The sequence below is a fragment of the Stenotrophomonas sp. FR012 genome (assembly GCF_047520565.2).
In the GTDB taxonomy this organism is placed as follows: Bacteria; Pseudomonadota; Gammaproteobacteria; order Xanthomonadales; family Xanthomonadaceae; genus Stenotrophomonas; species Stenotrophomonas sepilia.
In genome coordinates this window covers 835284-847326 of record NZ_JAXBQL020000001.1, presented here as the reverse complement: position 1 = coordinate 847326, position 12043 = coordinate 835284, and the positions used below count along the sequence as shown (strand labels likewise).

The window sequence follows — 12043 nt, the reverse complement described above, 5'->3', positions numbered from 1 at the left end:
GGTCCGGTTGCGGGGGCGTGAGCGCCATGGATGGCGCGATCGAGCCTCCATGGTGAGGGCGCTTCGCTTGCGAAGCATTGCTTCGCAAGCGCCCGAACGCCCAGCCGCCAGCGGCTGGGCCGGACTGGGGATTCACGGCGTCCCCCGCAACCGGACCCACCCCGCCTCCCTACAGGAACCCCGCTGTTGCTGTTGCTGTTGCTGTTGCCTCCAGCAGGTGCAGGGCTGCAAGCCCTGCCGAACAACCCCCTACTTCAAACGCAGTGCCAGGCTGCCCCCCGCACACACCACCGCCAGCCAGGCCACGCCGTGCCACCCCCACTGCGCCAGCGCCAGGCTGCCCAGCGCACCACCGGCGGCCATGCCGATGAACATGCCGGTGAACAACAGCGCATTGAGCCGGCTGCGTGCCGGCGGCACCAGCCCGTAGACCAGGGTCTGGTGCGCCACCAGCGCCGACTGGAAGCCGAAGTCGAACAGCAGCGCACTCACCACCAGCAACGGCAGCAGCGCGGCGGCCGGCAACCAGGCTTCGGCCAGCAGCAGGCCGAAGCCCAGCAGCGCCACCGCAATCGCCAGCCGTGCCACCGCATGGCACCCCAGTCGATCAGCGAAACGGCCGGCAAACGGCGCGGCCAATGCACCGGCCGCACCGGCGATACCGAACGCACCCGCTGCCGCACTGCCGAGGCCCAGACGTGCATGCAGCATCAGCGCCAGGGTCGACCAGAACGCGCTGAATCCCACGGCCAGCAGCGACTGGCTGGCCACCGCACGGCGCAGCTGCGGCTGCTCGCGCCACAACGCCAGCAACGAACCCAGCAACGCCGGATAGCGCAGCGTGCTGGTCGGCGCGAAACGCGGCAGTGCACGCGCCATCACCGCGCCCATCGCCGCCACGGATACCGCCGCCAGCACGAACTGCGTGCGCCAGCCCCACGCTTCAGCCACCACGCCACTGACCACCCGCGACAACAGGATGCCGAGCAGCAGGCCGGTCATCACCCGGCCGACGATCTGGCCGCGCTGCGCATCCGGTGCCAGCACCGCAGCGGCGGGAACGATGTCCTGCGCCAGCGTTGCCATCAGCCCGACCAGCAGGCTGGCCATCAGCAGGCCCGGCAGGTGCCCGGCCATCGCGGCGGCGCCCAGTGCCAGCGCCAGCAGCGCGGACTTCAACAGGATCAGATGGCGGCGGTCGAAGCGATCGCCCAGCGGTGCCAGCAGCAGGATGCCCAGTGCGTAGCCGAGCTGGGTCAAGGTTGGCACCAGGCCGGCGGCGCGCTCACCGGCGCCAAGGTCCTGGGCGATCAGGCCCAGCATGGGCTGGCTGTAATACAGCGACGCGACCGAGAAGCCGGCACCGGCCGCCATTGCCAGCACCAATGGGGCGGAAGGCACGGTCGCCGGTGCGGCCGCAACAGACAGCGAGGGGGTAGACATGGGGGAGCCCCGTAGAGGAAGTGAGCGTATCCTGCCTGTATTCGCCAAACGTCTGTAGTAGGCTCTGGCACATATATTTCATACGCCACACGCATGAATGACCTCGCCACCGGCGCTGATCGCCTGGATCTGCTGCGCACCTTCCTGCGCATCGTCGATGCCGGCAGCCTGTCTGCTGCGGCCCTGCAGCTGGGCACCACCCAGCCGACGGTCAGCCGACGCCTGCAGGCACTGGAGCGGCAGCTCGGCCTGCGTCTGCTGCAGCGCTCCACCCATGGCCTGCAACTGACCGAGGACGGCCTGCGCTGCCAGCGTCATGCGCAGCGCGTGGTCGACGAATGGGAGTCGCTGCAGGCCGAGCTGAACGGCGAACCGGAAACGCTGCGCGGACGCCTGCGGGTGATGGTGCCGCACGCCTTTGGCCAGGCGCAGCTGCTGCCTACCATGCTCGCATTCCTCGCCCAGCACCCGCAGCTGAGCCTGGAGTGGATCCTTGAAGATCGTCGCCCGGATTTCATCGCAGAAGGCATCGACTGCGCGGTGCGGGTGGGCCCTGTCGACGAACCGCGCATGGTTGCACTGCCGCTCGCAGAAGTGCCGCGCATCGTCGTGGCAGCGCCCTCGCTGGTGGACGCCACGGCGGTCAGTACGCCGGAACAGGCACAGTCACTGCCGTGGATCTCGCTGGTCACCTACTACCGCGAACGCCTGCTGCTGCATGATGCGCAGGGCCGGGCGCATACGCTGTCAATCAGCCCGCGCCTGCTCAGCGATAACCTGTTCGTGGTACAGCAGGCTGCGCGCGCCGAGCTGGGCGCAGCGGTGGTCTCGGCCTGGCTGGTGGCCGACGACCTCGCACAAGGGCGGCTGGTGCAGCTGCTGCCGGACTGGCAGGCACCGGCACTGCCGGTACACGTCGTGTTTCCTGCCGCGCGCCAGCAGCCGCCACGGCTGCGCGCCTTCATCGATGCGATGAAGGCCGCACTGCCGCAGTTGCACGGCATGCGGCCGGCACCGCGCTAGGTCACCGGCCCCATCATCCACGCATGGCGTGGATTTCGTTCAAGACCACAGGGTCAGAGCCCTTCCCGTTGAGAAGGGATCCGACCCTGTCGATCATTGCGCCTTCGCAGCCTCGGCATTCCACGCCGCGACCTTGGCCTTGGTGTCGGCCAGCATCTTGTCCAGCGCGGCGCGGTCATACACGTTGCCGCGCAGGATCACGCTGTCGATCTTCTCGGTGGCGGCGATGTCCTGCAGTGGGTTGGCGGTCAGCAGCACCAGGTCGGCGGCCTTGCCCCGCGCGACATCACCGTAACGGTCCATCTGGCCAAACCAGGCCGGGCCGGAACGGGTTGCGGCCGACAGCGCCTGCGGCGCGCTCAGGCCCTCCTTCACGAACAGCTGCAGTTCCTGGTGCAGGGCGATGCCCGGGAAGTTGAACGAGTTGAGGAAGCCCGCATCGGTGCCGGCAATGATCGTCACGCCCGCCTCCTGCAGCAACGGCAGCACGGCAGCCACCTGGTGGTACTGCGCGTGGCGCGCCTCGATCTGTGCCGGCGTCGCCTTCGCCGCGCGGTCCACGCGCCACTGGTAGGTCGCGCGCAGGCCCGGGCCGATGTAGGCCAGGTACGGATCGTTGGCGTGGTCATCCTGGTCCAGGAAATCGAGGATACGGCCACCGTTGAGGGTCGGGGTCACGAATACGCCGCGCTTGGCGAAATCACGGTAGGCGTGCATCGCGGTGTCACGGTCGAAGCTGGCGTCGAGGCGGCGATTGGCTTCCGCGCGGTCGATGCGGCCGGCGCCGAAGTCGGCGGCGATCTTCGCTTCGTCCTTGCTGCCGGCCTTGAATGCGTAGTCCAGGTGCTCGATCGAGGCCAGGCCGGCATCGACCGCCTGCTCCACCGTCAGCGCCATCGGAATGTGGCCCGAGGCCTTGAAGCCGGCCTTGCGCGCTGCGCTGGCCGAATACAGGAACAGATCCGGCTTCAGCGTGCTGTCGGTGATCTTCACGAAGTCGACCCTGTCGTGCTGCAGTCGGGTGATCGCCTTGTCGACGTCGGCCTCGCTGCCCACTTCGATCGTGCCCTTCCAGACCGGCTTGATGCCTTCGATCTTCGCGCCGGAACTGAGCAGGCGCGGGCCGAACAGCGTGCCCCTGGCGATCTCGCCACGCCACTGCAGCACCTGCTCGGGCAGGTCGCCCGAGCAGTCACGCACGGTGGTGATGCCGTGCGCGATGTACAGCGGCAACAGTGCCTTGTTCTCTTCGATCAGCGCCGGGCCACCACCGAAGTGCACATGCATGTCCCACAGGCCCGGGATCAGGTATTTGCCCTTGGCATCGATCTGGCGGGCCGCGCTCCACTGGCTGCGCAGCTGCGCGTCCGGGCCCACCGCGACGATGTCCTCACCGCGGATCACCACGCTCTGCCCGGCCCGCGTGCTGGCGTGCTCGACGTCGACCACGATGGCATTGCGGATCAGCAGGTCGGCGCGCTCGGCAGCAGATACCGACAGCGGCGCCACCGCAAGAAGGATGGCAAGGGACAACGGGCGGGAACGGAACATGATGGACAGCATCCTGGTAGGCACGGCCAGCGTGCGGGTGGAAGGAGTAGCGGTTCAGCGCGCCGCGCCGTGCTGGCGCAGCAGGGTTTCAATGCCGGCATAGCCACGCTGGCGCGCGTGCGCCAGTGGCGTTACGCCATCGCCATCGGCCAGCTCCGGGTCGGCACCGGCCTCCAGCAGCAGCTGCACGATCTGCACATGGCGTTCACCACCGTCGCCAAGCAGGATCGCTTCCAGCAGGGCGGTCCAGTGCAGGCGGTTGACGTGGTCCACCGCCACACCTGCACGCAGCAGCATGCGCACGGTGCTGACGTGGCCGCGCTCGGCGGCCGGAATCAACGCAGTGCCCCCATAGCGGTTGGTGCTGCGCAGATCGGCGCCGTGCGCCAGGGTCATCGCCAGGATCTCATCCAGGCCGCGCGCGCCGGCATACAGGTAGGCACTGTCCTGCAGCGCATCCTTGGCATTGACGTCCGCCCCGGCCTCGATCAGTTCGCGCGCGGCATCCACGTTGTTGCCCTGCGTGGCCAGCAGCAGCGCCGTGCGGCCCTGGCCATCGTGCGCCTCCAGCGTGGCGCCATCCTCGATCGCCTGTCGCACCGCATCGGCGTCGCCGCGGCTGGCGGCATCACGCAGGCGCGCGTCTGCGTCGGCTCTGGAGGTGGCAGTGCAGGCAGGGGTGACCATGGCCAGCAGACACAACAACAGCACGCGCGTGAACGGTGCAGGCCAGCCAGCAGGGCAATGGAAGCGCATCACGGTGTCTCCTTTTCTCCATCGCCGCAGGGCGATGGTCGCAGGGGCCGCGCATTGCCGGCCCCTGCCCCGCATGGTAGAAGTCGGCCTGGGTATCCAGAAGTGAAATGTTCAAATGCAAGACAGTGCCAAATCGAATAGAACCCTGTTCGAACTGGACCTGCTGCGGGCGCTGGTGATGGTGGCCGACTGCGGCAGCTTCACCACGGCGGCCACGCGCCTGCATTCGACGCAGTCCACGGTCAGCCAGAAGGTACGGCGGCTGGAGGAACTGGCCGGGCATCGCCTGCTCGAGCGCGGCCACCGCGATGTACACCCCACCGACGCCGGCCACACCCTGCTCGGCTATGCGCGGCGCATGCTCGACCTGAACGAGGAAATGGCACAGGCGCTGGCCGGCGCGACGGTGGAAACTGCGGTCCGCATCGGCGTACCCGAAGACTTCGTCAACCCGCAGACCACCCGCATGCTGGCCGCCTTCAGCCGCCGCCACCCGCAGGTGAAGCTGGAGATCAGCAGCGGCCTGAGCCGTGACTTGGCCCAGGGCTTCGACCACGGCGAGCTGGACCTGGTGCTGGTCAAGCAACGCCGCAACAGCCGCCAGGCGGTGCATTGCCGGCACGAGCCGATGCACTGGATCGACAGCCTGCGCAGCAGCTGCCTGCAGCAGGACCCGCTGCCGCTGGTCACCTTCCCGCCGCGAGGGCTGTACCGCGACGAGATGATCCACGCCGTGGAAGCGCTGGGCCTGCGCTGGCGCATTGCCTTCACCAGTTCGTCGCTGAGTGGCATCCAGGGCGCGGTGGCTGATGGCATCGGCGTCAGCCTGCTGCCGCGCCGCGCGGTCACGCGCGAGCACCGCATCATCGATGGCGAGCGCGGGCTGCCGGTGATCGACAACTACGAAATCGGTCTGCTGCATCGTGCCGATGCCGATGATGCGGTGCGGGCACTGGCCAGCGAGCTGTGGCGGCAGGTACAGCGCGAACCGGACTGACCACGATAGATCCACGCCACGCGTGGATGCCTTTCGCGCATTGATCATCGATATCTGATCAATCTTGCCGCACGGCGGGAATCATCGCCTCGTACAGTGCCCCCTGCTTCCGTGCTCCACGGCGCCTCGCCATGTCCGACCAACCCCCGACCCGATTCGATCCCCTGCCTGCAGCCCTGCAGACGCACCTGCAGCACCAGCGTGCACGGATCGCCTCACGCGTGGCCGCCAGCTTCCCGACGTTGCCGGTGCAATGGCCGCTGGCCGCCAGCACATTGCAGCGCGTGGTCGATGCCGAACTGATCGATCGTGACGACTGCGGCGGCTGGGAAGCGCTGGGCGTGGCGTTCGGTGACATTCTGGCCCAGCGCGTGCCGGGCCTGGCCTGGATGCAGGTCACCGATGCCTGGGGCATCGATGCGGTGCTGCGCTATGCCGACAGCAGCCTGCAGATCGGCGCCAGCACCCTGCTGCTCAAGCGCGTGGAGCAGGGCGAGGTCATCGACATCGCCCATCTGCTGGCGTGGCTGGAAGAATTCGTCGCTACCCGCGCCGACGATTACGCCTGAAAGCCGCCGGGCATGGCTCGGTGCTACAGAGGTTGGCGCGGCCTGGATCTACAGCCAGCGGCCGTCCACCACCACGCGTCGCTCCACCGGCACTGCGGCCACGGCCGCCGGACCGTGATCGGCGCGCACCGCCACGAAGGTGGCCGGCAGGCCTTCGGCAATGCCGTGCTGCGGCAGCCCGATCACCTGCGCGGCGTGGGTGGTGACCATGTCCAGCGCCAGCATCAGGTCGGCATCGGTGTAGAAGCCCGAGCGGTAGCCCAGCAGCATCGCCCGCTGCAGCAGATCGCCGTTGCCGTACGGCCACCAGCAGTCACGGATGTTGTCATTGCCAGCGAACACGCGCACGCCGGCATCATGCAGCGCACGCAGCGGCGGGAACGGATGATCCCCCGGCGCGTTGCTCATGATCGCTACGCCCGCCGTCGCCAGCGCCTCGCCCACCTGCACCGCGCGCGCCAGCGGCACTTCGCCCAGCGAGTAGGCATGACTGACCGCCACCCGCCCCTGCAGGCCAGCGGCCCGGGTCCGCGCGGCAATGCGCAGCAACTGGGCCAGTCCGGTTTCGCCGGGCTCGTGCAGGTGGATGTCCAGGCGCACGCCATAGCGCTCGGCCAGGCCGAACAGCAGTGCCAGTTGGCCTTCGGCATCGCCATCCAGCGTGGTCGGGTCGATGCCTCCCAGCACCTCCACGCCCGCTGCAAGGGCCTGCTCAAGCACGGCGGCGGTACCCGGACAGGACATCACCCCGGCCTGCGGGAACGCTACCAGCTGGATGCGCATGAGGCCGGCACAGCGGAGCGAGGCCTCGCGTACCGCCTCGAGATGACGCAGGCCCGTGCTGCCGTCGATGTCGACGTGGCAGCGCATGGCCACCGTGCCGAAGCTGCTGCACTGGCGGATCAATGCCTCGGCACGGTCCACCATCGGCGCGGCACCCGCTACCGCGGCCTTCTCCACCGCCAGCCGCTCACGCAGGCTGTTCACCGGCTGATGCGGGTGCCAGCGGTCTCCGACAAAACTCTTGTCCAGATGGATGTGGCCGTCGACCAGCCCGGGCAGGACCGCGAAGCCCTGCAGGTCGACGCATTCCGCCCCGTCGGCCGGCGAGGCCTCGCCATTGAGGCCGCTGATGCGGCCATCACGGATATGGAAATGCAGCGGCGCACCGTTGCGGTCGACACCGCCATGGACGAACTGGAGGGTCATCGGGAACTCCCGGAATGCCAAGACTGCCGCCATCGTGCGCCCCGCTGCACCCATCGACCAACGAAATATCTGGATGGCACGCATTCACCAGGACGATGATTGCGCCTGCGACAACCGGTCGCAGCCACGCCGTGCACACCCCTGAACAGGTAACATGGGCGCCTGTTTCCGTTGTGATGCCGCATGGGCCCGTCCGACCGCCACGATCGTCTCCGCCGCTGGCAGGCCGCATCCCTGCTTGCCGCCGCCCCGATCGCCAGCCTGTCCGCCACTGATGCTGCGGCCGCTGCACCGCTGCAGTCGCCGCCGGGCCAGCAGCGCATCGCACCGGCTGCACTGGTCGAGCGCCTGCACCAGCGCGTGCTGTCCGGGCAGAGCGCCACCGCCACGCTGGAACACTGGTGCGCCGAACATGGGCTGGCCGAACAAGCCCGGGTGCGCGCGGTGCGCGTGCACGGCCAGGACAAGCCTGCCCCCGCCGACGTTCTGCAGGCGCTGGGCGCGACGCCGGGTACCGAACTGCGCTATCGCCGCGTACAGCTGGTCTGCGGCAGCCGCGTGCTGTCCGAGGCCGACAACTGGTACCTGCCTGGCCACCTCAGCCCGGCCATGAACCAGGTGCTGGACAGCACCGACGAACCGTTCGGTCGCGTGGTCGGCCCGCTCGGTTTCCAGCGCCAGACCCTGGCTGACCAGACGTTCTGGCCGCCGCGGGGCGAAGGCGATCACGGCGTGATCCTCGAGGTGCGTGCCTTGTTGCGCGACCGCCAGCAGCAGCCTTTCAGCTACGTCATCGAGTCATACCTGCAGCAGGCGCTGCCGTAACGCGCAGTGGGTCCCGGGCATATCCCGCCGCTACCGACCCGTGATGGCGTTGGCGGCCGGGTCCACCGAGAACACGAAACGCCCACCGTACTGGTCCCTGCCCCACGTCATCGGTGCCGTGGCCAGGCTGTAGGCCGGACTCGCCTTGTCCATGCCGATCGCCTCGGACCAGGCGCTGAAATCCTCATCGGTGCGGCTGCGGATCTCGCCGACACACAGGCTGTAGCCACAGGCAAAAGACACCAGCGTGCCGTCGCTGCCGATGAGCCGGGTCGCAGCCGTCCTGTAGAGCCGGGTCAGGTCCTGCACTTCCGGGTGGCCCGCCGCATCCTGCTCGAACTGGCTGATCGCCTGCGCAAAGGCGTTGTCCGAGCCCAGGATCACGTCGCTCTTTTCCGCCGACAGTGCTCCTTCAGTCAACAGCAAGCGCTCGCCCTCAAGGAAGTGTCCCTCCGGATCCGCAGGCCCTTGCCCGGCCGTCGCACGCGTCGATGCCGTTGGCACGCGCGCTGATCCAGCATCGGTCACTGCATTGGAAAGAGACGGCACGGGCGCGGCGCTGGCCGCCTCCGCAGCATCGTCCACACTGGCCGCCTGCTTGCTGCTGCAACCGGCAATGGCCAGCACGGCAATCACACTCCACACTCTGGCATCCATGCGCATCATCCTCCGGGTATCGCCACAGCATGCCACGCGCGCAGCGGCAGCACCGGTGCACTGCACAAAGAAAAGCCCGGCAATGCCGGGCCTTTCGTTCGCCTGCCGGATCAACGGAACCGGTAATCCAGCTGCAGCCAGTATTGGCGGCCATACGGGTCGTAGTTGCCGACCGGGTAGAACGGCCAGCCGCCCCCGTTCCTGTCTGCCGGCGGGCGGCTGTCACGCAGGTTGTTGACGATCACGCCCACCGACAGGTTCTCGCCGAACTGGCGGAACACGCTGGCGTTGTAGGTCATGTACGGCGCGATGCGGCCACTGCCATCGGTCTTCGGCAGTGAACCGAAACGATTGCCGTACAGCGTGGTGGTCCAGTCACCCTGGTTCCAGGTGATGCTGCCATTGGCCTTGCTGCGCCACTGGTAATCATCCAGCGAATTGCGGATGTCACGCTCCGGATCATCGGAGAACTGCCGGTACTTGTGCTCCAGCACCACGGTGTAGGCCAGGCGCGTGGTGAAGCGGCCATAGCGGCCGGCATCGAAACGCCAGTTGCCCTTCAGGTCCAGGCCGCGCACCGATTCGGAGGCCGCGTTGATCGGATTGATGAGCACGCGGGTCACCTGGTCCGGCTGCACCGTGGCGTTGGACGGATTGCGGATCACCCGCGACAGTGCGTCCTGGCACAGCGGTGAACCGATATCGCGCGCTTCGCCGCCCAGCGTGCGGCCCAGGCGGCAATCGGCCTCGTCACGCAGGATACGGCTGGTATCGAGGCTGGTCACCTCGTTGTCGATGCGGATGTCGTAGTAGTCGGCGCTGAAATCCAGCCCGGACAGCGGCGACCAGACCACGCCGAAGCCGTACGACTTTGCGGTTTCCGGCTGCAACTGTGCGTTGGCGCGGTTGCTGTAGTCGATCGACAGGCCGTTGTAGTCGCAGTTGTCGTACGACTGGCCTGCAGTACGGCAGCGCCAGTAATCGGTCATGCCCGGGTTGTAGCCGCGGGTCTCGGTGGCGAACACGTAGTTCATGTCCGGCGCACGGAAGCTGGTCGCGGCAGAGCCGCGGATCAACAGGCTCTCGATCGGGCGGAACTCGACGCCGAAGCTCCAGGTCGCCTTGCCGATGTGCTCGCCGCCTGCGCGGTACTGGTCGTAGCGGCCGGCCAGCGTGGTGGTCAGCGATTGCAGCAACGGCAACTGCAGTTCAACGCCGGCCGCATAGCGATCGCGATCACCGCCGGCACCGATACCGGCGCTGGTGTTCCAGAACTCGCCGGTGCCCAGCCGCGGGTCCGGGCGGTTGCGGTAGCCCTGGCTGCCGGCCTCGACCACTGCGGCCAGCGCAGCATCGCCGCCCGGCAGTGCGAACAGGCGGCCATTGACACTGGCACTGAAGGTCTGCAGCCACGCCGCGTTGCGACTTTCCTGATAGTCGGACAGGCCCGCATACTCGTTCGGAGTCAAAGGCTTGAACAGGCGCACCGGGTCCGGCGCATAGACCTCCACGCCATTGCGCACGCCCAGCTTCGGGCCCAGCAGGTACTCGTTGATGCCGGCCAGCAGCACCGGGCGACGGGTTCGGTTCTCGTAGCGCGACCGGCTGTAGACCGCCTCGTAGTCCCAGCCGCTGTCGCCGATCTGGCCGCGTGCGCCCACGTTGAACGACCACGAGTTCTCCAGGAACCGATTGGCATTGCGCGGCAGGCCACCGATTTCTTCCGGCGCGAAGCGGCGGTACCAGCTCTCCAGGTTTCCGCTGTTCTGGTTGTAGAAGTAGTTGCGTGAGGACGTCCAGGTCGGCGCGCGCGTGTTGTTGTAGATGCGCGCGCTGCCCACGGCGACATCGGCGAACAGGTCGGTGGTGTCGTTGACGTGGAAGGTCAACAGGCCATAGCCATTGAGGTTGCGCTTCTGGGTCTGCATGGTCCAGTAGCTGGCGGCGGCCTCGTTGCTGCCGCAGTACCAGCCCTGGCGCGGGTTGTTGGCACGGAACACGCTGCCGCCATAAATGCCCGACGCTGCGTCGCAGCCGCTCACGCCCGGATCGATGTTGCGGCCGGTGGCAGCATTGCGGCGATAGGCGATCGCGGTCGCCTGCGGTGCCTTGCCGGCCGGATCATCGTCCAGTGAATCCATGAAGTCGCGTTGGCGCGCGTGGATCGCCTTGCGCACGTCGAACTCGAAGCCGAACAGCGCATCCCAACGCTCGCCGGAACTGCCACCGACCACCTGCGCGCGCTGGTTGTCACCCCCGCCCTGCTGGGTGCCGCCGGCGCGCACGTTCACGTCCACGCCTTCAAAGCGGTCCTTGAGGATGATGTTGACCACGCCGGCGATGGCATCGGAGCCATACACCGCCGACGCACCCGCGGCGAGCACCTCGATGCGCTCGATCAGGGCGCTGGGAATGTTGGCGAGGTTGACCACGTTCACCGAGCCCTCGTAGGCCAGCGGGTAGTCGGCCTGGCGGCGGCCGTTGACCAGCACCAGCGTGCGGTTCGGACCCAGTCCACGCAGGTTGATGGTGTTGGCGGCCGGCGTGAACGTATTGCCGAAGTCCTCGCCCTGCACGTTGCCGGTGTTCTCGGTCAGCGCGCTCAGCGCGTCGAAGGCATTGCGGTAGCCCTGCGCATCGATCTGCTCGCGGCTGATCACCGTCACTGGCGAGGGCCCCTCGACACTGGCACGGGGAATGCGCGAGCCGGTGACCTTCACTTCCTGCAATGTGGTGGGTGCGCTTTCCTGCGCGAAGGCCGGCAGCGAGACCAGCATCAGGGACGACAGCGCGAGCACCAGCGGACGCGGGCGCAACGCCTTGTGGGAGGCGGACATGGGCTTCCTGGGGGAGTGGGCGGGTGTACGGGGGAGCCGTGGCCTGTGCGGCACATAACGATCCCGTAACGAAAGTGTCCTGAATGGGTGGTTTCAACGGAAATGACCAGCCCTGATGGGCTTATGCCTGAACCGAATCAGACGGACCCACGGCACCGCCACACTTTTGCAATGAA

The 12043-nt window shown here is 67.7% G+C and carries 10 protein-coding genes; 4 read left to right on the top strand and 6 right to left on the bottom strand.

Annotated elements, in window-relative coordinates:
• Window positions 1-249 precede the first annotated feature (249 nt).
• Window positions 250-1443, bottom strand: coding sequence for an MFS transporter (locus ACM0O9_RS04075; protein WP_032954258.1), 1194 nt, complete (start codon window positions 1441-1443; stop codon window positions 250-252).
• Window positions 1444-1536: 93 nt separating this feature from the next.
• On the opposite strand from ACM0O9_RS04075, the gene ACM0O9_RS04070 reads away from it, so the two are divergent.
• On the top strand, window positions 1537-2466 hold the full coding sequence (locus ACM0O9_RS04070; protein WP_414604196.1) for a LysR family transcriptional regulator: 930 nt from the start codon (window positions 1537-1539) through the stop codon (window positions 2464-2466).
• Window positions 2467-2559: 93 nt separating this feature from the next.
• Here the strand turns inward: ACM0O9_RS04070 and ACM0O9_RS04065 are convergent, their stop codons facing one another.
• Window positions 2560-4017 carry an amidohydrolase family protein gene (locus tag ACM0O9_RS04065; RefSeq protein ID WP_235649259.1) on the bottom strand — a complete coding sequence of 486 codons (1458 nt, stop codon included), beginning with the start codon at window positions 4015-4017 and terminating at the stop codon, window positions 2560-2562.
• 54 nt (window positions 4018-4071) lie between these two features.
• The gene (locus ACM0O9_RS04060; RefSeq protein ID WP_065185738.1) at window positions 4072-4773 is read right to left on the bottom strand and encodes an ankyrin repeat domain-containing protein; all 702 of its coding nucleotides are present in this window, start codon (window positions 4771-4773) and stop codon (window positions 4072-4074) included.
• Window positions 4774-4888: 115 nt separating this feature from the next.
• Here ACM0O9_RS04060 and ACM0O9_RS04055 point away from each other — a divergent pair, with 115 nt between their 5' ends.
• On the top strand, window positions 4889-5770 hold the full coding sequence (locus ACM0O9_RS04055; protein ID WP_005417024.1) for a LysR substrate-binding domain-containing protein: 882 nt from the start codon (window positions 4889-4891) through the stop codon (window positions 5768-5770).
• 131 nt (window positions 5771-5901) lie between these two features.
• Window positions 5902-6339: a DUF3806 domain-containing protein gene (locus tag ACM0O9_RS04050; protein WP_005417026.1), complete on the top strand. Its 438-nt coding sequence runs from the start codon at window positions 5902-5904 to the stop codon at window positions 6337-6339.
• Between the two features lie 48 nt (window positions 6340-6387).
• Here ACM0O9_RS04050 and ACM0O9_RS04045 read toward each other — a convergent pair whose 3' ends face one another.
• Window positions 6388-7548: an amidohydrolase family protein gene (locus ACM0O9_RS04045; RefSeq protein WP_065196118.1), complete on the bottom strand. Its 1161-nt coding sequence runs from the start codon at window positions 7546-7548 to the stop codon at window positions 6388-6390.
• A 183-nt stretch (window positions 7549-7731) separates the two neighbouring features.
• Here ACM0O9_RS04045 and ACM0O9_RS04040 point away from each other — a divergent pair, with 183 nt between their 5' ends.
• Entirely contained in the window at window positions 7732-8373 is a 642-nt protein-coding gene (locus ACM0O9_RS04040; protein WP_005417028.1) for a hypothetical protein, read from the top strand.
• Between the two features lie 30 nt (window positions 8374-8403).
• Here ACM0O9_RS04040 and ACM0O9_RS04035 read toward each other — a convergent pair whose 3' ends face one another.
• Both ACM0O9_RS04035 and ACM0O9_RS04030 read right to left on the bottom strand, forming a co-directional pair.
• On the bottom strand, window positions 8404-9030 hold the full coding sequence (locus tag ACM0O9_RS04035) for a hypothetical protein (protein ID WP_235649260.1): 627 nt from the start codon (window positions 9028-9030) through the stop codon (window positions 8404-8406).
• 110 nt (window positions 9031-9140) lie between these two features.
• Window positions 9141-11867: a TonB-dependent receptor plug domain-containing protein gene (locus tag ACM0O9_RS04030; protein WP_164093509.1), complete on the bottom strand. Its 2727-nt coding sequence runs from the start codon at window positions 11865-11867 to the stop codon at window positions 9141-9143.
• Between the last annotated feature and the right edge of the window lie 176 nt (window positions 11868-12043).

Bases quoted from the DNA above. Each gene is read 5' to 3' on its own strand.
- ACM0O9_RS04050 (WP_005417026.1), top strand. From the start codon at position 5,902: ATGTCCGACCAACCCCCGACCCGATTCGATCCCCTGCCTGCAGCCCTG.
- ACM0O9_RS04065 (WP_235649259.1), bottom strand. From the start codon at position 4,017: ATGTTCCGTTCCCGCCCGTTGTCCCTTGCCATCCTTCTTGCGGTGGCG.
- ACM0O9_RS04060 (WP_065185738.1), bottom strand. From the start codon at position 4,773: ATGCGCTTCCATTGCCCTGCTGGCTGGCCTGCACCGTTCACGCGCGTG.
- ACM0O9_RS04040 (WP_005417028.1), top strand. From the start codon at position 7,732: ATGGGCCCGTCCGACCGCCACGATCGTCTCCGCCGCTGGCAGGCCGCA.
- ACM0O9_RS04055 (WP_005417024.1), top strand. From the start codon at position 4,889: ATGCAAGACAGTGCCAAATCGAATAGAACCCTGTTCGAACTGGACCTG.
- ACM0O9_RS04045 (WP_065196118.1), bottom strand. From the start codon at position 7,548: ATGACCCTCCAGTTCGTCCATGGCGGTGTCGACCGCAACGGTGCGCCG.
- ACM0O9_RS04075 (WP_032954258.1), bottom strand. From the start codon at position 1,443: ATGTCTACCCCCTCGCTGTCTGTTGCGGCCGCACCGGCGACCGTGCCT.
- ACM0O9_RS04070 (WP_414604196.1), top strand. From the start codon at position 1,537: ATGAATGACCTCGCCACCGGCGCTGATCGCCTGGATCTGCTGCGCACC.
- ACM0O9_RS04030 (WP_164093509.1), bottom strand. From the start codon at position 11,867: ATGTCCGCCTCCCACAAGGCGTTGCGCCCGCGTCCGCTGGTGCTCGCG.
- ACM0O9_RS04035 (WP_235649260.1), bottom strand. From the start codon at position 9,030: ATGGATGCCAGAGTGTGGAGTGTGATTGCCGTGCTGGCCATTGCCGGT.